General features: G+C 64.9%; 17 protein-coding genes. All 17 read left to right on the top strand.

The features are described from left to right. Positions 1-13 precede the first annotated feature (13 nt). The 17 genes from ACXYX3_RS22855 to ACXYX3_RS22775 all read left to right on the top strand — a co-directional run bounded on the left by ACXYX3_RS22855 (position 14) and on the right by ACXYX3_RS22775 (position 22218). Positions 14-736, top strand: a complete 723-nt coding sequence (locus ACXYX3_RS22855; RefSeq protein ID WP_241205437.1) for a response regulator transcription factor — start codon at positions 14-16, stop codon at positions 734-736. 157 nt (positions 737-893) lie between these two features. Continuing rightward, a complete protein-coding gene (locus ACXYX3_RS22850) occupies positions 894-1661 on the top strand; it encodes a LuxR C-terminal-related transcriptional regulator (protein ID WP_458609118.1) in 768 nt (255 codons plus the stop codon). 181 nt (positions 1662-1842) lie between these two features. After that, positions 1843-3624: a glutamine--fructose-6-phosphate transaminase (isomerizing) gene (gene glmS, locus ACXYX3_RS22845; protein ID WP_458609117.1), complete on the top strand. Its 1782-nt coding sequence runs from the start codon at positions 1843-1845 to the stop codon at positions 3622-3624. Next, positions 3621-5177, top strand: a complete 1557-nt coding sequence (locus ACXYX3_RS22840; protein ID WP_458609116.1) for an AMP-binding protein — start codon at positions 3621-3623, stop codon at positions 5175-5177. The genes glmS and ACXYX3_RS22840 overlap by 4 nt, the downstream gene beginning before the upstream one ends. Then, positions 5174-5398, top strand: a complete 225-nt coding sequence (locus ACXYX3_RS22835; protein WP_458609115.1) for an acyl carrier protein — start codon at positions 5174-5176, stop codon at positions 5396-5398. Before ACXYX3_RS22840 ends, ACXYX3_RS22835 begins: the two co-directional genes overlap by 4 nt. Next, positions 5395-6783, top strand: coding sequence for a flavin monoamine oxidase family protein (locus ACXYX3_RS22830; RefSeq protein ID WP_458609114.1), 1389 nt, complete (start codon positions 5395-5397; stop codon positions 6781-6783). The genes ACXYX3_RS22835 and ACXYX3_RS22830 overlap by 4 nt, the downstream gene beginning before the upstream one ends. Beyond that, complete coding sequence (locus ACXYX3_RS22825) at positions 6780-8204, top strand: KamA family radical SAM protein (RefSeq protein WP_458609113.1); 1425 nt, start codon at positions 6780-6782, stop codon at positions 8202-8204. Before ACXYX3_RS22830 ends, ACXYX3_RS22825 begins: the two co-directional genes overlap by 4 nt. 34 nt (positions 8205-8238) lie before the next feature. Further along, complete coding sequence (locus ACXYX3_RS22820) at positions 8239-9081, top strand: hypothetical protein (protein WP_458609112.1); 843 nt, start codon at positions 8239-8241, stop codon at positions 9079-9081. 445 nt (positions 9082-9526) lie between these two features. Beyond that, on the top strand, positions 9527-10474 hold the full coding sequence (locus tag ACXYX3_RS22815; protein WP_458609111.1) for an NAD-dependent epimerase/dehydratase family protein: 948 nt from the start codon (positions 9527-9529) through the stop codon (positions 10472-10474). 2 nt (positions 10475-10476) lie between these two features. Beyond that, complete coding sequence (locus tag ACXYX3_RS22810) at positions 10477-12051, top strand: sugar transferase (RefSeq protein ID WP_458609110.1); 1575 nt, start codon at positions 10477-10479, stop codon at positions 12049-12051. A gap of 91 nt (positions 12052-12142) precedes the next feature. Beyond that, positions 12143-13507 (top strand): hypothetical protein, encoded by a 1365-nt coding sequence (locus ACXYX3_RS22805; protein WP_458609109.1) that lies wholly within the window; start codon positions 12143-12145, stop codon positions 13505-13507. Further along, complete coding sequence (locus tag ACXYX3_RS22800) at positions 13504-14898, top strand: O-antigen ligase family protein (protein WP_458609108.1); 1395 nt, start codon at positions 13504-13506, stop codon at positions 14896-14898. Before ACXYX3_RS22805 ends, ACXYX3_RS22800 begins: the two co-directional genes overlap by 4 nt. Next, positions 14891-15976, top strand: a complete 1086-nt coding sequence (locus ACXYX3_RS22795) for a glycosyltransferase family 4 protein (RefSeq protein WP_458609107.1) — start codon at positions 14891-14893, stop codon at positions 15974-15976. Before ACXYX3_RS22800 ends, ACXYX3_RS22795 begins: the two co-directional genes overlap by 8 nt. Next, positions 15969-17114 (top strand): glycosyltransferase, encoded by a 1146-nt coding sequence (locus ACXYX3_RS22790; RefSeq protein ID WP_458609106.1) that lies wholly within the window; start codon positions 15969-15971, stop codon positions 17112-17114. Before ACXYX3_RS22795 ends, ACXYX3_RS22790 begins: the two co-directional genes overlap by 8 nt. Beyond that, positions 17111-18337 (top strand): glycosyltransferase family 4 protein, encoded by a 1227-nt coding sequence (locus ACXYX3_RS22785; RefSeq protein ID WP_458609105.1) that lies wholly within the window; start codon positions 17111-17113, stop codon positions 18335-18337. The genes ACXYX3_RS22790 and ACXYX3_RS22785 overlap by 4 nt, the downstream gene beginning before the upstream one ends. Continuing rightward, on the top strand, positions 18334-20061 hold the full coding sequence (locus ACXYX3_RS22780; protein ID WP_458609104.1) for a hypothetical protein: 1728 nt from the start codon (positions 18334-18336) through the stop codon (positions 20059-20061). The genes ACXYX3_RS22785 and ACXYX3_RS22780 overlap by 4 nt, the downstream gene beginning before the upstream one ends. Positions 20062-20073: 12 nt before the next feature. Continuing rightward, positions 20074-22218, top strand: coding sequence for a heparinase II/III family protein (locus ACXYX3_RS22775; protein WP_458609103.1), 2145 nt, complete (start codon positions 20074-20076; stop codon positions 22216-22218). Positions 22219-22232: the final 14 nt, after the last annotated feature.

The raw sequence follows: 22232 nt of genomic DNA, 5'->3' as shown, positions 1-22232 counted from the left end.
GGACTGGGCGCAGATGACGGCCGCCGCCACCAACGGTGAACGGCGCGCTCCCGCGGGCCGAACCGTTCTCGTTGTCGACGACTGCGCGCTCCACCGTGAGGTGTTGGCATCGGCGCTTCTCTCGATGGGTATCGCCGCCATCCGAACCGCATGGGATCTGCCGTCTCTGATCGGCACGCTGGAATCGACGACACCGCAGGTCATTCTGGTGAACATGGCGACCGTCGGGGTGAACACTCTACTGCGAGCTGCGTGCAGTCTGAGTCCGGAAACCCCGCTCATAGCAGTCGGCGTCAATGAGGACGACTCGGATACCATCTTCGCCTGCGCAGCGGCACGCGTGAAAGCGTTTCACACCAGATCTGAGTCATTGGCCGATCTTCTCCTGCTGATCACGCTGGTTGCGCAAGGCAAGGTCGCCTATCCGCCGCAGATCGCGGCAACGTTGATGGGCCACGACACAGCCGTCGCCGGGCGGGGTCGGAGAACTTTGGATCGAGACCTGACTGATCGAGAGATCCAGATCCTCAAGCTGCTCGAACTGGGCCATTCGAACCAAGAAATCGCCGAGCGATTGTCGATTGCGGTCCATACGGTGAAAAACCACGTGCACAGCCTCCTGACCAAGCTGGGAGTCAGTACCCGCGGCGAGGCCGCCGCCCTGTCTCCGAGGATCCGGCCGAACCGGAGATCCAGTCGGGGTACTGGTCCGCGGTCTAGGAAAAATTGGCCCTGACGGTCCATGTACGTCGTGATTGACGAGCCCGATAGTTGTGGGGTGCCCGGCTAGCCGGCCACAGCAGTCACCGGCGACAGGGCGAAGCGAACCGCCGGAACCACAGACGAACTGGCTATCACATCGAGTCGATGTGTGTTTCTCGGGGGAGGAACTGTTGACCACGCAGCAGATCGTTCGGCATTCGATCGTCACCACGCGACATCCTGCGACGCACGGTGTCGAAGACCGCGCCGTGACGGGATCGATGAGCCACCATGTCCCACATTCACGTCTGCTGGTCATCGATGACAGCGCTCTGTACCGCGAGTGCCTGTTGGGTGTCTTGACTGCGCGGCAGTCTTTTTCAGCGCACGGTATGACCTGGGATCCGACGTCACTGATCGCCGCAATGCAGACCACGCGTCCCGATGTCATCCTCCTCGGCGGATCCATCTGTCACAGTGCCGTGCTGATCAAGCAGATCAGACAGATCAACCCGGCGGTGCGCGTGATCGTCACGGGGCTTCCCGAAGAGGACGAGAGCAACATCGTCGCCTGTGCGCAAGCCGGCGCAGCCGGCTTCCACTTGCGCAGCGAATCACTGACCGATCTGCTTGCTTTGATACACGCCGTTGCTGACGGCCGTCAGTACTGTTCGCCGACGATATCGGGCATCCTGCTGCGGCACATGTCTGAGGCGGCCGCACAGCGGCGAAGGCCCGCGCCGAAGGGTTCGGTGCTGACCGCTCGGGAGATGCAGATCCTTCACATGCTGGAATCTGGTCTGGCGAATCGTGATATCGCCGACCGGCTCTGCATCGCCGTCCACACGGTGAAGAACCACGTGCACAGCGTCTTGACCAAGCTCGGCGTCAGCAGTCGCGAGCAGGCTGCTGCGCTCGCCCGGAAGATGATTGCCACGGGCGAACTCTCGGCGATCTAGATCTCGATTCAGACCGAAGATCGCTCTCAGTGCTCATGCGACGCACAGCCCCGTTCCTCGATAGTGAATGTGTGATCGGGGGATTAGCTCGGGTTGGGAGTGGGGGATCGCTGATGGTGGCATCTCGGGGCGTTGACAGGCCGGCACCGCGACAGATGTTCGTACGGCGAGGAGATCGGTGATGTGCGGAATCATCGCGTGCCGCACCGATCGGTCGGCGGTCGAGTTCCTCAGGATCGGCCTGCGCCGACTCGAATACCGCGGATACGATTCCGTGGGAATCGCAGTCCGGGATGCGGACGGGCAGCTCGTGAGGTTGCGTACCACCGGACGTACGGCTGCGCTGGACCGTCTTCTTGACAACTGGTCTCATCAGCGGTTCGACGGTTGTGGAATCGGCCATACGCGGTGGGCTACGCACGGTTCGGTGAGCGAAGGAAACGCTCATCCGCATCTCGACTGCACCGGTGAGATCAGCGTCGTCCACAACGGGATCATCGAGAACGCCGCCCAGCTGAGGGTCGAACTGCACTCGGCGGGCCACCTGTTCAGTAGCGATGTCGACAGCGAAGTGCTGTGCCACCTCATCGAGGACGAGCGCCTCATCAATGGTGACCTGACACAGGCTGTGCAGAAGGCTCTCGTGCGCGCTGAGGGTTCATGGGCCATCGCGGTACTCGACGGCTCGAGCGGTCGAATCGTCGTGGCGGCGCAAGGTTCTCCGCTGCTCGTCGCACATACCGATCTCGGTGTCTTCGCAGCCAGCGACATCGCGGCAATAGCGGACTGGGCAGGCGAATTCCGAGTTCTCGACGATGGCGATGTCGTCGATCTGTGCAACGACGGGGCATGGTGTGGCGCCGAAGACTCGACCTCGGTACCGACGCTGCGCCGCCGTCTGTGGGCTGGTGGCGATGTGGACCTGACGGGATACGCCGACTACATGTCCAAAGAGATCGATGAGCAACCGGCCATGGCCGAACGGCTGCTCGATGCTACGGCCGACATGATCGCGGACGGAACACTCTGGCGGCAAACAGGACTGCCGACGTTCAGCCGTCTGCAGGTCCTCGGATGTGGCACCTCCTTGAACGCAGGTTCGGTGATCGGCAACCTGGTGCGCACGCTCGGCGGCATTCCGGTGACGACGGTCGTCGCCAGCGAGGCGGCGACAGAAATCCCCGAACCCGGACAGCTGTGCCTGGCCATGAGCCAGTCCGGGGAAACGGCAGACGTGTTACGGGCGCTGGAATTCCGCGGCGGCGCACCGGTGCTGGCTCTGACCAACAACACGCACTCCACTCTCGCTCGGCTGGCCGATGCGACGGTGGGATGCTCAGCCGGTCCGGAGATCGGGGTTGCTGCCACGAAAACGTTCCTGGCGCAGGTGATCACCGGTGTGGCCCTCATGATTTCGGCTCTCGTGGCTTCGAATCGACTGTCGTCGGCGGAAGCCGCTGGTCTCGTCGACGAGATGCGCCGCATGCCCGATCAAATGGCGGCGGCCTATGCGCAAGCCCGCCGCGCCGTACCCCGACTCGTCGACGAGTTGGTCGCCGCCGACGGGTTCGTCTTCATCGCGCGCGGCGGCAGTTTGCCCTATGCGGCGGAAGGAGCTCTCAAGCTCAAGGAGTTGACCTACCTGTGGGCCGAGCACTGTCCCGCCGGAGAGCTCAAACATGGACCGCTGGCGCTGATCAGTCCAGGTACTCCTGTGGTCGTCGTGGACAACGGTGAACCGAAGCTGGCCGGCAACATCGCGGAAGTGAATGCACGCGGTGCACGGGTGGTCACCATCGGACCTCCCGGTAGCACGATCCCGATCGAGAGCATCAGGGGCGCGGCCTGGGGCCCCGTCGCGGCGACGTTGCCGCTGCAGGTACTCGCCCGCGACCTTGCGGCGGCGCTGGGACGCGACGTCGACAAGCCGCGCAACCTGGCGAAGTCGGTGACAGTCGAATGACCGACCACACCTGTGCTTCCCGTCGCCTGCGCGCCGTCGAATACCCCATCGAGACCGACGTGATCGATGACTTCACCGCCGCGACCGACGAGGGGCCGGACCGCACCGCGATCGTGCACAACGGGAAGGCCGTCACCTATCGAGAGTTCGAACAGCACGTCACCGAGATCGCATCGGCCTGTCGGCTGCCGCGGGTCGCGGGCGCCGATCGGATCGCGGCGCTGGTCTCCCACACCCCCTCTGCCGCAGCGACTCTGTTGGGCGTGCTGTCTGCCGGCCTCACCTACTGTCCGATCGACGGCGCACTCCCGGCTGAGCGTGTTCGCAGCATGATGTCGGCGCTGCGTGTGGACCGTGTGTACTCGGCGTTGCAGTCGGACACCGTGATGCCCGGCGTGCGAGTCGAGGAATTCCATGCTGTGGACCCGGCCAGGCCCACCCTGTCGCAAGTTCAGCGATCACCCGACGATGCGGCATACGTGCTGTGCACGTCGGGGTCGACCGGTACCCCGAAACCTGTTGTGGTCTCGCGGCGTGCGTTGGGTGTCACGGTGCGGGCGCTGCGCACCCTCTTCGAGCTGACACCGCAGGACCGCGTGCTGCAGTTCGCTTCGCTGGGGTGGGACACCTGCTTGGAAGAGATCCTGCCGACTCTGACCGCCGGGGCAGCTCTCGTCTTCGACGACCGCGTGCACTGCGGGTCCTTTCCCATGTTCCTGAGAGCGGTCGCCGAGCAAGCCATATCGGTGATCGATCTGCCGACGGCGTTCTGGCATGAACTGGTGTGCTTCCTCGACGAGGAGAACGAGGTGCTGCCGGCCTGCATACGACTCGTGGTAGTCGGTGGAGAGATGGTCGATCCGACTCGGCTGCGACAGTGGACACAGCTCGGTATGGAGCACGTCCGGTTGCTCAACACCTACGGATGCACCGAGACGACGTTGATCACCCACGCTGTGCAGTTGCGCGGTGCCGGAACCGAGATCGGCGTCGGCGCCTCCGCCGATGCTCCCATCGGAATCGCACTCCCGCATGTCGTCGATCACATCACCGACGACGGTGAATTGCTGATCTCCGGTCCGGGTGTGGCGAGCGGGTACCTGGGGATGCCCGAACAGAGCGCCTCCGCCTTCACTGTCGCTGATCACGGATGCGGACCGATGCGCTGGTTTCACACCGGTGACGTCGTGGTCCGAAACGATCACGGTCTGCTCCATGCGCGTGGTCGGGCGGACGAACAGCTGAAAGTGCTCGGGGTGCGGGTGCATCCGGCCGAAGTGGAAGCCCATCTGCACTCGCATCCGTCAGTGGCCGCCTCCGTGGTGGTCGGCGAAAGGACATCAGCCGGAAAGCGCCTCGCCGCGTACGTCGTTGCGAGACAACCGGTGACGGCGAAAGAACTCAAGAATTACCTCGGTGGTCGACTGCCCGGGCAATTCGTCCCGTCGCGGATCACGTTCGTCACCGCGCTGGCTCACACCCAGAGCGGCAAGGTCGATCGCGCGGCAACCCGCCGTGCCGTCACAGACATCAGCGAAGGAGCCAACCCATGAATTCCGACCACATCGTCGCGATCTACCGACGCGTCCTCGAAAAGTCGCATCTGACCGAGGATTCGGACTTCTTCGATCTCGGCGGGGACTCGTTGCTGGCCACCCGTGTCCTCAGTGCGATCGCACGCGACTTCGGGACCGAGCTGGTCTACGACGACATCGTCGACAACCCCACGCCGCGCGGGCTGTGCGCGCTTGTCGTAGGAGCCGTGGCCTCGTGACCGCACCGGGCGACCGTGTCCTCGTGGTGGGCGCAGGCCTGGCCGGGCTGACGGCTGCCGTCGAACTGAGCAAGGCCGGCGTCGACGTGACGGTGCTGGAAGCTCGCGATCGGGTGGGCGGGCGGATGCACGGAGTGCAGGCCGCACCCGGTGTCGTCGCCGATGGCGGTGCGGCGTATCTCGGCGTCCGGCACACTCAACTGCTCGGGCTGATCGACGAATACCGGCTCTCGCTCGTGTCCACCGAGATGGTGGGCGACAGTACGTTCCTGATCGGTGACACACGCACCTCCACCGCGGGGCGAATCCCCCCGCTCAACGCGGTAGCGCTCGGCGGTCTCTTCGACCGACTCGACGAGCTCGTCACCGTGATCGATCCGGATGCGCCCTGGCGTACCCCGGGGGCCGACTTTCTCGACCGCCAGACTGCCGCGAACTGGCTCATCGAGGAGGAGGCGCGGCTCGACGCGCACACCTTCTTCCCGCTCTTCCTGGGCGAGATGATGGCGGCGGACCCGTCGTCGATCTCGGCTCTGCACATGGCGTTCTATCTGAAGTCGGGCGGCGGAATCAGGTATCTGAATGCCTTCGAAGGGGGTGCGCAGCAGTGGCGCATCGACGGTGGCGCCCATCAGCTGTGCGCCGCGCTCGCGAGGCGGCTCGCCGGCCGGGTGCGGCTGAACCAATCGGTTCGTGCGATCGATCAGGATGACAGCGGCGTGATGGTGCGGTGCGGGTCAGGCACCGATGACGCGACCACCGACTACTCCGCAGACCATGTCATCGTCGCCGTCCCGCCACTGTTGGCGCAGCGCATCCAGTTTCGGCCGGCTCTCGGCAGGCCCCGCGCGCGCACGGTCACCGCCCCCGGATGTGCCGTCAAAGTGCATCTGGGCTACCCGGCCCCTCTCTGGCGCAAGCTCGGCCGGTCGGGGTGGTCGGTGAGTACCGACGGGCCGCTGCTGTCCACTGTCGACGATTCCCCACCCGACGGATCTGCAGGGGTGTTGACCGGGTTCGTCACCGGTGCAGCGGCATCGGCATTCTCGTCGATGTCGATAGACGAGCAGCGCAACGCAGTGCTCGCACATGTCGATCGACTCTTTCCCGAGTTGCCGGCTCCGACAACCTGCACGGTCACGGACTGGTTGGCCGAGGAGTATTCGAAAGGGTGTTATGCGGCGCTGTTCGGTCCGGGTGACTGGCTTGCGCTGGGACCGACACTCACTCAACCGCATGGCCGTGTCCATTGGGCGGGTACAGAGACGAGCCTCGAGTTCTTCGGCCTGATGGAGGGCGCCATCAGGTCAGGGCGCCGCGCTGCCGCAACGTTGCTGCAGGCCGCCGACGACACGACCGACTCGCAGAAGGTGCTGACGCGATGACCACACTGGCCGGACCTGAGCACGCCGGCGACCTCACGGCCGTCACCCGTCAGCCGTACTCGTACCAACGCCGAGAGCTGGCCGAACCCGACTGGCGTCGCTACCCGGGATGGGCAGGGGTCACCGAAACCGAGTGGCGAGACCCGCAATGGCAGCGAGCGCACGCGGTCAAGAACATCGGTCAATTGCGTTCCGTCATCGGCGATCTTCTCGACGAAAGGTTCTACGCCGATCTCGATCTCGACCAGAAACAGCGCGCGACCATGTCGATGCTGCTTCCGCCGCAGTGCCTGAACACCATGGCGACGCAGGCTGTGTCGCAACGGAATGCATTCACCGCGGCCTTCTATGCCGATCCGATCCGGAGGTACATGCTGCCGGTGTTCAGCGATCGGCACGCCGAGTGGTGCTCACACCCCTACGCCGAGCGCGACTCGCTGCACGAGAGCGACATGTGGGTGGTCGAAGGCTTGACGCATCGGTATCCGACGAAGGTGCTCGCCGAGCTTCTCTCGACCTGCCCGCAGTACTGCGGTCACTGCACCCGGATGGACCTGGTCGGAAATTCCACACCGGCGGTGACCAAGACGAGGCTCACACTTGCGCCCAACGACCGACAGGACCGGATGCTCGAGTACCTGACGGCAACCCCGTCAGTGCGTGACGTCGTGGTGTCAGGTGGTGACGTCGCCAATGTGCCCTGGCCGCGATTGGAGTCGTTCCTCCGTCGGTTACTGGCCATCGACACCGTTCGCGACATCCGTCTGGCGACCAAAGCCCTTGGCGCGCTACCCCAACACTGGTTGCAACCCAATGTCGTCGACGGCGTCGGTGCGGTGTCGCGGCTCGCCGCCGCGCGGGGGGTCAACCTGGCCGTGCACACTCACATCAATCACGTCCAGTCGGTCACCCCCCTCGTCGCGGCCGCTGCCCGGGGACTTCTCGACGCCGGGGTCAGGGATGTGCGCAATCAGGGAGTTCTGATGCGCGGAGTCAACGACACCACCGAGGATCTGCTCGACCTGTGCTTCGCGCTGCAAGGTGAGGCGAACATCCTGCCCTATTACTTCTACATGTGCGACATGATTCCGCATGCCGAACACTGGCGGACCCCTCTCTGGCAGGCGCAGCAGCTGCAGCTGTCGATCATGGGCTATCTGCCGGGTTTCGCCACCCCGCGGGTTGTCTGCGACGTTCCTTACGTCGGCAAGCGATGGGTACATCAAGCGGTCGAGTACAACCAGGAGCTCGGAATCTCCTACTGGAGCAAGAACTACCGCACCGTGCTCGACGGATCCGACGGTGCGGCACTGAGCCGCGTCTATCCGTTCTACGACCCGATCGACACCTTGCCGGCAGCCGGACGGAACTGGTGGACGCAGAACATGGACGCAGAGGAACTCACCGATGCCGGTACATGAACCCTCCGCCGGGCCGCGGCGGAGGCCGTGTCCTGTGCAGCTCGGCCCGATCACTGCCGAGGACGTCGCCGAGGTCGCTCAGTTCCTACAGGTGCACCACAACAGGCGTGTGCCGTGGCTCTGTGCCATCGCGGCGGTGCCGTGGTCGGTGCAGGCACCGAATCACGGTTTCATGCTGCGTGACGCGGGGCGGGTCGTGGGGACGTTGTTGGCCGTGTACTCGGAACGTCTGGTGGGCGGTCGAACGGAGCGGTTCTGCAACCTGGGTTCGTGGTGTGTGCTGCCGGAGTACCGCTCGCGCAGTCTCGCTCTTCTCGAGGCGCTGCTCCAACAGGAGGGTTACCACTTCACGGTACTGTCACCCAACGAGGACTCCCAGGAGATCCTCGCATGGTTGAAATTCCGGCCGCTGAACTCGTCAGCGGTCGTCGTACCGCACATCCCCTTGCCCACACCGTTCCACCGAACGGTGATCGTGACGTACCCGCCCAGTATCGAGAAGCTCTTGCGGTCAACCGATCTCACGCTGTATCGCGACCATGCCCGGGCAGGTGCGGCACATCACCTCGTGATCATGCGCGGCGGCCGCAGCTGTTACGTGATGTACCGGGAGTCGCGCCACACCACCGGGGTACGTACAGCGGTCCTGCTTCATGTCAGCGACGCTGACCTGTTCCTCCAGGAGCTGATTCCGCTGACCCGTCATCTCCTGCTGCGGCACGGCCTGGTGGCGACCGTCGCCGACCTGCAGTTGATCGGGCGCAAGCCGCGCCTGGCCATCGACACGCGGCGGCGACCACGAATGTTCCGGAGCGCCACGCTGTCACCCGAGCAGATCGACGAACTCTACAGCGAGCTGGTCTGCGTTCCGCTGTGAGCTCGGCACATCGGTGACCCGCCGGCACCCACGCGATGGCGGCCGGTGTTGCCGACGATGGGCGTTGCTCTTCGCCACTGTGCCGCCGTCCCTCGGGCGCTGAAGACCGGCGATGGCCGCCGGTCGACACACGGTCCGAATCGGACGAACGACGACGAGCTGCGAGCTTCGGTGATATCCGACCAGGCCGGTGCAGTCCGCAACAACTGCCACCATTTCCGCTCGTGCGGTGCGGCAACGGTTGTCGCGCGTCCGCCACGGTCAGTGAAACCGGTTGTCTCAGAACTAGTCCCAAGATCTATGCCAAAGATGGCCCCGACGGTCCATGTACTGCACGGACCGGGCATCGGATAGTTGAGGGGTGTTCGAGACGTTAGCTGTCCAGTCCGATTCCGGGTCGCTGGCACGGCAACGACGGGGGAGCGTCTACGGAAAGCGTTGCAGCATGCGATCACTGGTCACCGGCGCCGCCGGGTTCATAGGGTCCGCACTGGTCGACCGTCTGCTGGCAGAGGGTCATCAGGTCATCGGAATCGACAACTTCAGCGCCGGCGAACGCAGCAACCTGGATGACGCCTTCGAACGCAACGCGGTCGACCCCGGACGATTCCGGATGATCAGCCTGGACGTGCAGGCACCCGAATTGATCGGAGTCGTCGCGGGTTCCCGTCCGGACACGGTTTTCCATCTCGCCGCTCAGTCGGATCCGGCCGCATCGATCGCGGATCCGCAGCTCGATGCGCGCAGCAACGTATTGGGAACCATCAATCTGTGTGAGGCGAGCCGACTGGCCGGTGTCCGCCGCATCGTGTACGCGGGTTGCCAAGCGCCTGTTGCTGCGGGCACGCCCACTTCACCCAACGGCGCAGCCAAGTCGGCTGGTGAGCTGTACCTGCAGGCCTGGGCGCAGATGTACGATCTGTCGCCGATCTGCTTGGCGCTGGGCGACGTCTACGGACCTCGGCAGCGCCCGCGGGGATCGGGAAACCTGGTCGCGGCCCTGGTCTGTGCGATGGTCACCGGTGTCCCTCACGGCGTCCGTCGTGACAACGTGCCTGGGCGCGACTACGTCTACATCGACGATGTCGTGGATGCGTTCCTGCTCGCCGCGGCAGCGCCGATCGACGCTGCCGGCAGCTACCGCATCGGTACGGGGCGCACCACCACCGGTGCGCACCTGTACCCGCTGATCGCTGCGGCGCTCGACGGCACTCCGATGCCGGAGACATGGCTGTCGACGGACACCGCCTCGACTGAAGACAATCGTCTCGGCTGGCAGCCCACCGTCGGACTGTCCGAAGGCATCCGGCGTGCCGTCCGATGGTGGTGCGGTGTGCTGGAACCCGCAACGGGATCGATGAACCGCACCGCAGCAGTCGAGTTGGCGGGCTAGCGATGGCAAGTCCAGAGGTCGTCACTCGAGCGCGTGGAACGAAGTTCGTCACCGCGCCGGGGCGCCGTCGCGGCACCGAGCCGACGCTGACCGGCGCCGAAAACCCCGCAGTCGCCGCGGAATCGGCCGATCGGCGGCCTCCGGCAGTGATCGAGCGTCTGCGGTGGCAGCGGCATTATGCGGGTCGTCTTCTGATCGTCGACATCGTGGTCGTCACCGGGACCGTGGTGCTCGCCCAGTATCTGAGATTCAGCAGCTCGGCTTCGACCGAGGTCGCCAGCGGTTATGTGACGGCGTACTCGATCCTGGTCGCGACCCTGTGGTTGTCGGCGTTGGCAGGTTTCCGCACTCGCTCGCCCAAGATCATCGGTACTGGACTCGAGGAGTACCGCCGGCTCTGCGCGGCGTCTTTCGCCACTTTCGGTGCGCTGGCGATCGCAGAGCTCCTGCTCAAGCTGGAGATCTCGCGTGGTTACCTTGCCGTGGCGCTACCCGGTGGGATCATCGGTCTCCTTCTCGGTCGATGGCTGGGCCGTAAGCACCTGTCGCTGCAGAGGTCGGCGGGGGCCTGCCGGACCGCTGTGCTGGCGATCGGGGACTGCGCCTCGGTGACCCATCTCGCGGCCGAGTTGACCGCCGATCCCGCGGATGGCTACCAGGTCGTCGGTGTCTGCATCCCGGGTTACGACCCCGGTGGCCCCTCGCTCCTGACAGTCGGTGACTGTCAGCTGCCCATCGTCGGGGGCGAGAACAATGCACTGTCGGCGATCGGGTCCTGCGGCGCGGACACCGTCGCCATCGCCGGGACCGGGCAGGTCGGGGTTCCCGCCCTGCGCAGGCTCATCTGGGAGCTCGAACCCATGGGGGTGGACCTGATGGTGTGCCCCGGTGTGATGGACGTGGCACTCTCACGGCTGGTGATGCGGCCCATCTCCGGCCTGCCCCTGCTTCAGATCGAGAAGCCGCAGTACCGCGGCGCCAAACGATTTCAGAAACGGGCGTTCGACTTCTGCTTCGCGTTGGCGGCTCTGGCCGTGACGTTTCCGGTGCTCGTCGTCGCTGCCGTCATGATCAAGATCACCAGTCGAGGACCGGTGTTCTACAGCGCAGAACGCATCGGCATCGACGGGCGACCCTTCGCGATGCTCAAGTTCCGCAGCATGATCGCCGACGCCGACCAGTACCTCGACGACCTTCTCGCCCGGAACGAAGGCGACGGTGTGCTGTTCAAGATCCGCGACGATCCGCGTATCACACCCGTGGGTCGCGTACTGAGAAGGTTCAGTATCGACGAACTGCCACAGTTCATCAATGTTCTCAAACAGGAGATGAGCGTCGTCGGTCCACGACCGCCGCTGCGCCGCGAGGTCGAGGCCTACGACTGCGACGTACTGCGCAGGCTGCTGGTCAAACCGGGCATCACCGGTTTGTGGCAGGTGAGTGGCAGATCGGACCTTTCCTGGGACACATCGATCCGACTCGACCTGTCCTATGTCGACAACTGGTCGATGATCGGCGACCTCGTGATCATCGCCAAGACCCTGAGAGCCGTAGTGCAGCGCAAAGGTGCCTACTGATGACGACATCTTTCGACCATGAAAAAACCTTCTTGCCAATTGATCTGATGAAGACCGGCTTCGAACAGACGACATCGGCGAGGAGCCGGACATGAATGCACAAGTGGCGCGCTACATCGATCAGGTTCAGCGGCGCTGGTGGGTGGTGCTGCTGATCCTCGGGGCTGTCGTCTTCACCACCGCGGTGACGGCAGACGACCGCCCGCAGTATGTCGGCAAGGCGCTGCTCGTGCAGTCGTCGCCGGGCCAGAGTCCGGAGCAGGACGCGACGATGGCGGTCGGATACTCGACACTGTTCAACGAGCCGTCGACGACGACCCGGCTCAGGGAGTCGGCGCAGATCCCCGACTCGGTCGAGTTCACGGCGAGCACTGTCGCGGCCAGCCCGATCCTCACGATCGAGGCAACCGCTGACGATCCCGGCGTCGCGCAGACTGCTGCGCAACGCATGGCCGAGACCTTCCGCGAGGACATCAACTCGGTGCGGCGAGCCGGCTACACCAAGGAACTCAACGACACTCAGCGACAGCTGGATTCGGCACAGTCGCATCCTCAACCCGATGGCAGCATGAACCCGTTGGTGCCCATCCTGCAGGCACGCCTCGATGCCATGCGCAGCGATGGCGCCAGCCGTCTGCAGGATCTGCAACTGCGCGCCGGCGTGACCAAGACCGATCCGAAGATCGCCTCCCAGCTGCTCTCCGGAGCCGTGGGGGGTGGTTGCCTCGGTGTCCTGGCCGCCCTCGCTCTGGGTGCGCTCTCACGACGGGTGGTGCATGCCGACGACATCCTCGACAAGACCGGGGTGGAACCGTTGGTCGAGATCCCCCGCGGGGGGTCGGCCTCTGCGAGCCGCCTGCGGGAGAGCGGTCTGCGCGTACTGGCGAACCACCTGAGCGTGCAGGATCTACCCAAATCCGCGGTCGTGGCGGTCACAGATTGCCGGGGCGCCGCGACCGCACGGGAGATATCGGAGAACCTGGCGAGGTTGTCAGCTCAGCAGGGGCGTCGCACGGTGCTGGTCTACGCTGACAACGACATCGACCGTCCGGCAACCGGTCTCGGATTCAACGATGTGCTGGCCAACAGCAGCCTGGTCAACGATGCGCTGATCGACGGCGCGGTCGACTCTCTCCGCATCCTTCCGGCCGGTACCGTGATCGCCGACCGGTTCTCGCTCATGAGTCGTGAGCGCATCGACGCCGTTCTCGACGAATTGCGCGTCGACAACGATCACATCGTGATCGCGGCCCCTCCCATCGCCGAGATCATCGATGCCGCACCGCTCTTCGCGGCGGCCGACTTCACGCTGATCACGGTGGAGAAAAGGCGGTCGCGCTTCTCCGACGTGACGACGGCTGCGCTGGCGCTGGGCGACGCCCGAGCACACCTCCTCGGCGCCGTGCTCGCCGAAGGAAGCGGTGATCGGCCCGTCATGGTTGGTCCGCGACGATGACGATGTCGTTGGGTCAGGTCGCCCTACTGGGGGCAGTCGCGGTCGCTGTCGCGATCTGCGCTCTGCGCAGCCCCAGCCTCGCGGTGCTGATCCTGATCATCGCGACGTTCCTGCGGTTGCCCTGGTCGCCGGAAGTGATCCTGCCGGTCGAACCCTGGTTGATGGTCTTCGTCATCGTCATGTGCGCGACCGTGGCTTGGATGGTGCGGACGCACGATCGACTTCGCGGTATCGGTGCCGTCGAGTGCGTGATGGTGTCGTACCTGCTGTGGAACTTCTACTCGATGGCCGCTCCCCACGAGTACCCGGCGGTCGATCCACATTCCGGTGAACCGCTGCCGGTACTCCGTTTCATCGTGATCACGACGCTCATCCCGTTCGCCGCCTACGCAGTGGGGCGCTTGACCTTCGACCGCCAACAGCAGGTGCGTGCGCTGCTGTGGACCCTGTTGTCGGTGTCGGCGTATTCGGCCGCGGTGAGCATCATGCCGGTCGTCGGACTGGGCCCATGGGTGTGGCCCCGCTACATCGTGACAGACCCGGCATGGGTCGGCCGGGCCGTCGGGGTGTTCAACCAGCCGGTCGTCAACGGCATGGTGCTGGTACTCGGGTTCGCGATCGCGACGACGTTGGCCAGTCGCCGAGGCGATCCCGGATGGCAGAGGAGTCTGGCGGTACTGATTGCCGTCGCGTGCGGGGCAGGCATATACCTCACCTACACCCGCGCGGTGTGGTTGAGCGCGCTTGTCGTCCTCGTTCTCGGGGTCTGGTTGGCGCGGGGTATCCGCACGGCCTATCTCGGAGTGCTCGCACTGGTGTTCTCGGTGGTCGCCCTCAACTGGTCGAGATTCACCAGCAGTGACCGCACCCGCGGGGGTGTCACCTCGGAAAGCGAGATCGAGTCACGGCTCAACGACATTCAAACGGCGCTGTGGGCCAGGACGCAGGAACCACTCACGGGCTGGGGTATCGGGCGGTTCCCCGCTGTGAACCGGTATCACCACCAGCAGTGGTCGCCGCAGGTGCCCTGGATCAGCGGCTACGGGGAGGCGTCACACACCAACGATCTGGGATTGCTCGCGGAACTCGGAGTCATCGGCCTGGCGCTGTGGCTCGGGGTCCTGGTCATGGTCGCGTACCGGTTGAAGGAAGCGTACCGAACGCTTCCCGATGACGATCTGACGGGAAAGCCGCTCGTCGTGATCGGCATCATGGTGCTGACCATCCTGGTGTGCACCGGTCTCACGGTGGACTTGCGCTACTTCGACTTTCCCATTCTGGTCACCTTTCTGATCGTCGGAGTAGCGATCGGCGGGGCAGATCGTGCGGCGCTGAAAGTCCCAGGCGCCGAGATGATGCTCCATCAGCGGACGGCAGTTCACCATGGTTGAGCGCTGCGTACTGTGGGTGTCCACCAGCACCAGGACGCGGGGCGGCGTCGCGTCCTACGTCCGTGCGATGCAGCGGACGTCCCTGTGGGACGGCTGGGGCATTCGGCACATCACCACTCACCGCGACGGCTCTGTCGTCGAGAAGGTGGCGTCGTTCCTCGGGGGAGCTCTGATCTTCCTCGCGAACGTGTACATGCGGCGACCCGACGTCATCCACCTGCACGCCAGCATCCGCGGTAGCTTCGTGCGCAAGGCGCTGCTGCTGTGGATCAGTCGGCCATCGGGAGTACCCGTCGTCCTGCACATGCACGGGTCCGGTTTCCCCGACTGGTATGAGGGCTCGCCCCGGTTTCTGCGGGCATGGATCCGGTCCACACTCGGCCATGCGGGCGCGTTCGTGACGCTCAGTGAGAAGTGGGCTGAGCAAGTTCAGTTGATTGCACCCAGGGCACGAATCAGGGTCATTCCGAACGGAATCGAGCCGGCCCAGCAATCAAGGACACCGGAGCGCGGTGAACCTGTACGCGTGCTGTTCCTCGGCCGTATCGGAGACCGCAAAGGCGCCTTCAGGTTGTTGGACGCGTGGGCCAAGCTCGCGTGTGAGCCCGACTTCGTCGGCGCACAGGGTATTGCGGCTCACCTGACGGTCGCGGGAGACGGCGAGGTCGAGCGGGCGCGGACGCAGTGCCGGCGCCTCGGTCTCGATGACAGCGTCACAGTGAGCGACTGGCTCTCCGAGCGGGAGGCGGCGGCGGTGCTCGACAGATCCCAGATCCTGGTCCTGCCCTCGCGGAGTGAAGGGCAGCCGATGGCAGTGCTGGAGGCGATGGCGCGTGGTCTGTGCGTGGTCGCCACCGATGTGGACGGCTTACCCGAAATGATCGGCGGCGGTTGCGGTGTACTGATCCCGCCTGACGACACCGAGGCGATCCTCGCTGCGCTGCGGAGCGTCGTCTTCGATGCGGATCTGCGACAGCAATGCGGTGCATCGGCTCGTACTCGCGTCCGCGACCGGCTCGACGTCAGCGTCATCGCGGGCAGCATCGACGGTCTGTACCGCGAGGTGTGCCATGAGTGACAGGCCGATTCGGGCATTGTTCGTGGTGCCCGAGTTGAAACACGGTGGAGCCGAACGCCACCTGACCACGCTACTGCCACGGCTGGATCGGACGCGGGTGCTGCCCTCGGTCGTCTGCGTCGGCGGTGAAGGCGCGTTGTATGCCGACCTGCGCGCTGCCGGCATTCACTCCACGGTGTTGCCTCTGAGGAAACAGCACGCCTGGCGGGCGCTGCGCGAACTCACTGCCATCATGCGGCATCAGCGGCCAGACGTCGTGTCGGTGTGGGGATACAACGCAGAGACGCTGGGCCGCATCGCCGCTCGAGCCGCGGCTGTTCCCCACTCCATCATGTGGGTACACAACGCGACCGAGATCACGGCTCGTGGACTGGTGCAGCGCCTCGTCGACAGAGCGTTGATCCCCTGGACCAGCCGATACTTCGGTGTCGCAGAATCTCAGCGCCCGTTCCTGGTCGAACAACGCCGGTATCCCGCCGACCGGATCGAGATCATCTGCAACGGCGTGGATCTGCTGGACTTCGCTGCGGGAACGGATCGAACACCACTGGCCGAGTTCGGAATCCCCGATGGCGCACCGGTGGTGGCTGTCGTCGCGGCTCTGCGCCCGGAGAAGGACCACGTGAATCTCCTGCACGCCGCACGCAGGGTCATCGACAGCGTGCCGAACGCACACTTCCTCGTCATCGGCGACGGCGAGTGTCGCGCGCACCTGTCCGCGTTGTGCGACCACCTGCACATTACGGCGAGCGTGCACTTCGCGGGAGCGCGAGACGACGTCAGCCGACTACTTCGAGCGATCGACGTCTTCACGCTGACGTCGACGACCGAATGCCTTCCGATCGCTCTGCTCGAAGCCATGGCGTGCGGGCGCCCAGCCGTGTGTACCGCAGTCGGCGGAATGACCGAGGTGATCACAGACGGTGTGACCGGATACCTGGTGGCGCCGGGCGATTCCGCGCAACTGGCTGATCGTCTCGTGCGCCTGCTGTCAGATCCCCACGCTGCGCACCGCATGGGTCGCGCGGCACGCCGTCGAGTCGAAGACAGCTACGCATTGGACCGCAGCGTCGATGCGACACAGCGGGCCCTGGAACAACTCGTATCGAACCGACAGGCGAACGGAGTCAGAGTATGAAACGGCACATCGTGATTATCGTGGAGAACCTCTCGGTTCCCTTCGACCGCCGCGTGTGGCAGGAGGCGCGAGCCCTCACCGACGCCGGGTTCCAGGTCACCGTCATCTGTCCGACCGGTGAGCAACAGGACACCGAAACGGAGGTGGACATCGACGGAGTCCACATCCTGCGCTACCCGCTGCGCCCGGCCACCGGCGGACCGAAGGGATACCTGCGGGAGTACAGCGCTGCTCTGTGGCACACACTGCGGCTTGCGATCAAGGTCCGCAGGCAAGGCCGTGTCGACGTCATCCAGGCGTGCAACCCACCCGATCTCCTGTTCCTGGTTGCGGTGCTCTTGCGGCCCGGCGGCACCCGATTCGTGTTCGACCACCACGACCTGGTACCCGAACTGTTCCTGTCCCGCTTCCCGAGCGGAGGCCGAGTGCTCTTCCACTTGACCCGCTGGGTCGAACGCATGACGTTCGCCGCCGCCGATGCGGTCATCTCCACCAACGAGAGCTACCGACGGGTGGCAATCGAGAGAGGCGGAATGCGACCCGATCAGGTGGTCGTCGTGCGCAGCGCGCCCGACCTCACCCGCTTCGTCCCCCAGCCGCCCGACCGCACGTTGGCCGCCGGCAAGCCTCATCTGTTGGCGTACTTGGGGGTGATGGGGCCCCAGGACGGCGTCGACTATGCCCTTCGGGCAGTGCGCATCCTGCGTGACGAACTCGGGCGCAACGACTTCCATTGCATCTTCATGGGCGCGGGTGACGCGTACGACGACTTGGCCAAGCTCAGCGCCGAACTCGGAATCACCGACATCGTCGAGTTCCCCGGCCGCGTGTCCGACGAGTTCGTCACACGCTGCCTGTCCACCGCGCAGGTGTGCTTGTCCCCGGATCCGTCGAACCCGCTCAACGACGTGTCGACGATGAACAAGGTGGTGGAGTACATGGCGATGGGACGGCCCATCGTGTCGTTCGATCTCGCCGAGGCGCGGGTGTCCGCCGGTGAGGCGGCGGTGTATGTGCAAGACAACGACGAGCGTGCGTTCGCCGAAGCGATCAATTCCCTTCTGGACGATCCTGTCCGTCGCGAGCGGATGGGAGACCTCGGACGTCGCAGGGTCCAAGACGAGCTGTCGTGGCAGGTCTCGAGCCGGGTCCTCGTCTGGTTCTACGAACGGCTGCTCGGCGCCCAACAGCGCCCGGTGCCGGTAGGCCGCGGCGTCGCATGAGCTCAGGTCCGATTGTCGCACCACGACCTGCCATCGACGGGGCGGACCCGACCACCCATCTACCGGGTGACCCTACCCGCAGGAGGAGTCGGGCCCTGACCGCAGGCATCTTCTCGATCGCTTTCGGCGTCTATGCGCTGCTGCCGACACGCAATTTCAACTATGCGGACGACTCACTGTCCTGGGCGTATCAACTGACGCAGCCGAGCGGGGTGATCAACAGCCACCACCTGTATCTGAACGGAATGAGGGTGCTGTACCGGCTGCTGCACGACATCGGTATCACCGTCAATCCGGTCGAGCTGTTGTCGCTCTACTCGGCGGTGTGGGGAGCCACTGGACTGGCAGTGCTGTTCATGCTGCTGGGCCGGGCCGGCCTGGGACGGCAGGCGCTGTGGGGCACTCTGTTCTGTGCGTTCAGCGCCGGATACTGGTCCTATTCCATCGTCGGCGATGTCTACGTACCGGCGACCGCGCTCATGGTGATCGGCTTCTTCTGCACGTACTGCGGGCTCACCGCGCAGAATCCCCGTCGCGCAGCGCAATACGCTGCCGGGGCGATCGTTGCGTTCTCGGCGATGATCCTCCATCACCAGGCATTCGCGATGGTCGTGGTCGGCTTGGTTCCCGCCGCTCTGCTGATGAGGCACACCGGTGTTCGCAGACGACTGACCTACGCTGCGGTGCTGCCGATGGCGGTTGGACTGTTGACCTCCGCGTCGTACCTGCTCGCCTATACGTCCCTGCCCGCGACGCAGCAGCACGGAATCGTGCGGTTCGGCGCCGGGTACGTCGAATCGTTCGATCCGAGGGCCGACCAGAAGCAACTGAATCTCGCTTCTGCGGCCAACATGGCCGTAGGGCAGACGCGGGCACTGGTCTCGACCAACGTGGTGTTCCGCAGCCCTGCTGTCGCCGAGGCCGTCGCACACCGATATCCGTATCGCGCCACGTATCCGTTCCCCTACCTGGTCCGCGACGTCTCACCCCCGGCCGCCATCGCCATCGGTGTGTCAGCCGCGCTGGCCGCGGTGCTGACCGCGTGTCTGGCGGTGCGGGGACTGTGGGCGGGTCTCAAGGAGCGGGGCCTGATCCTGCTCGTGTTCCTTCCGATGATCCCGCAAGCTCTCTTCTTCGGTTGGTGGGAGGGTATCTCCGACGAGTTCGCACTCTGGACGCTGCCATTGCTCGCGATCATCGTCACGCGCGGCGCTGCGCAGCTGACACGCCCGGCGCGGTGGCTGGGCGTCACGGTCACCTGTCTTTTCGTGAGTACGCTGGCGGGATCGACAAGCCTGTATTGGAACGCAGACAACGACATCGACTTCGTCAACGACCGGTATGTGCACTCGCTGGGAAGCAACGACGTACTGATCGGCTTCGAGGACATCCAATCCGATTTCCGCATCAAACTCGAGGCGCAGCAACGTGGTTTTCGGTACCTCAACTACTTCAACGTTCGTAACCCGGAGCAGAATTCGGCCTTCGACGCAGCTCTGCAGAGATCGATCGCGTCTCACGCCAACATCTATGTCTCGCCCCGTCTGAGCTATCCGCCGCAGAGTGCGGTCGTCTTCAAGCAGTCGACCGAACCGCAATTCGAGACGGGCCGACGCGACCTGCTGACCACGTTGCACGGGATCAGCGGCATCCACTGGCTGAAGCCAACGGTGTTCTCTGCCAGGTACTTCCACGTCGATCCGGGTGCTCCTGCCCCGAACTGAGAGGGATTCGTCATGTCCAGCCTCACGTGGTACGCCGGCCGCGCGGCGACGATGTCGCCGCGGGAGGTGCTCTGGCGCGCCCGACGCCTCGGCGATGCCCTGGTGCTCGGTGACGGTCTCCGCGCACCGGCGGGCTCTGCGTCGCTGCGCGGCGACAGGGATGACTGGGAGATGTTGCGCAAGCGCTTCATCTCGGGCACCGCAGCGCCGGTCCTGCTCGATGAGCGTCGCGCCGCGCACATCGCTGACACGTGCGACGTCGGCGCACTGATCGCCGAAGCCGACAGGATCTGTGACGGCGAACGCTCATATTTCGGGTACGGTCCGACGAACGTCGGCCGTTTCGTCGACTGGAACCACGACCCCATCAGCGGCTTTCACTGGCCAAACCTGGCCGGGAACCGCATCGATCACCGCGTTGCACCCAGCGATCCGAAATGGATCTGGGAGCTCAACCGCCTCCAGCATCTGCCCCTGCTGGCGCAGGCTTGGCTTTTCACCGGCGAAGCGTTCTATGCAGAAACAGCCTTTGCTCATCTTGATTCATGGCTCGACCAGAATCCCGTGGGTACCGGAATCGCATGGCGGGGCGCATTCGAGCCGGGCATCAGAGCCATCTCGATTGCCCTTGCCGTGCAGGGCTTGCGGACGTCACCCGCCCTGACCACCCCCAGGTACCAGCGGCTGGTGCGAATGTTGGACGCGACAGCACGGTACTGCTGGCGTGCCAGGTCGCGCTTCAGCTCGGCGAACAACCACCTGATCGGTGAGCTGAGCGGGATGGTGACGGTATGCCTGTTGTTCCCTGAGGTGGCCGTGTCGGAGGGCGTGCTCGCCCGAGCGGTCACCATCCTGGCTCGGGAAGCGGACAACTTGATCGCTCCTGACGGTTCCGGTGCCGAGCAGTCGGTGTCGTACCAGATCTTCGCTGCCGAGTTGCTCGCCGTGGTCGCAGTACTGCTTCGCCCGCACGGTATGCAGGGAGCCGCTGACATCGTCGCAGCGATCGATCGCGGCGGGACCTATCTCGCCCTTCTGGTCGGCGCCGACGATCCCGACCCCCGGTACGGCGACGATGACGACAGCTTCGCCGTACGACTGGGTGCGGAACCGAAACGGACGGTACGCCAACATCTCGGCGTCGTGGGGGCCATCACCGGCAATGACAGCGCAGTGAGGTACGGGGTGGGCACCCTCACTTCGGCATGGTTCGCGGATGCACTTCGTACTCGCCCACCTGGGGCCGAGGAAACGGCTCGCGCCGTCGTCGGCCCCAGCGGTTACGCCCAGGATGGCGGTCTGGTGGTTCTGCGCAGCGGCCGACGCCGAATCACCATGGACGTAGCCCCGCTCGGCTACCTGTCGACAGCGGCGCACGGGCACGCCGACGCACTCGCTGTCACCGTCGCTGCCGACGGGCACGATCTGATCGTCGACCCGGGGACGGGCAGCTTCTACCGGAACCCAGCCGTGCGCGAGGCCCACCGCGGCACCCGCATGCACGCCACGGTGTGTGTGGACGGCCTCGATCAGTCCGAGCCGGGTGGACCGTTCTATTGGCGACGGCGCGCAACCCCGACGGTGCACTCGGTCGACGTGGGAACCGGTGTCGTCGACGCCGAGCACGACGGGTACCGCCGACTCGCTGACCCGGTGACACATCGTCGTTGGCTCCTCGCGCCGCCCGGTGATCCTGTCGTACTCGTCGTCGATGTGGTCACGGGTCGATCGGAACACGACGTCACCGTGTCGTGGCCACTTCACCCCAGCCTCGGGATGACGCCCGTCCCGGCGGGCCATCTCATCTCGCGCGGTCAGGTGCCGGTGATGGGCATCTTCTACGGCGCGACGGCAACCATCGGGCTCGAACAGGTTCGCGGTGACAGAGACACGAACCTGGGATGGTGGTCGGATCGTCTGGAAAGCAGGACACCGGCCTGGCTGGTCGGTGTCCGAACCCGGTCCGTCCTTCCCGTGGCGATCGCGTCCCTGGTGTACATGGGCGATCCCGCGCCCATTTCCGGTCCCGTGATCACTTGCCAGACAACGTCATTGACGGTCCGCTGGACTCAAGGCGGCGCTGCCCGCCAGGTGAGCATCGATACCCGCCGCCCCGGCATCCGCAGCGGCGAACTTCCTCAACGATCGAAACGATAGGAAAATCATGAAGG

It is taken from the genome of Mycobacterium sp. Panama NTM2 (genome assembly GCF_054355555.1).
Note: the sequence above shows the minus strand (reverse complement) of the source record. Positions and strands in the feature narration are given on the sequence as shown.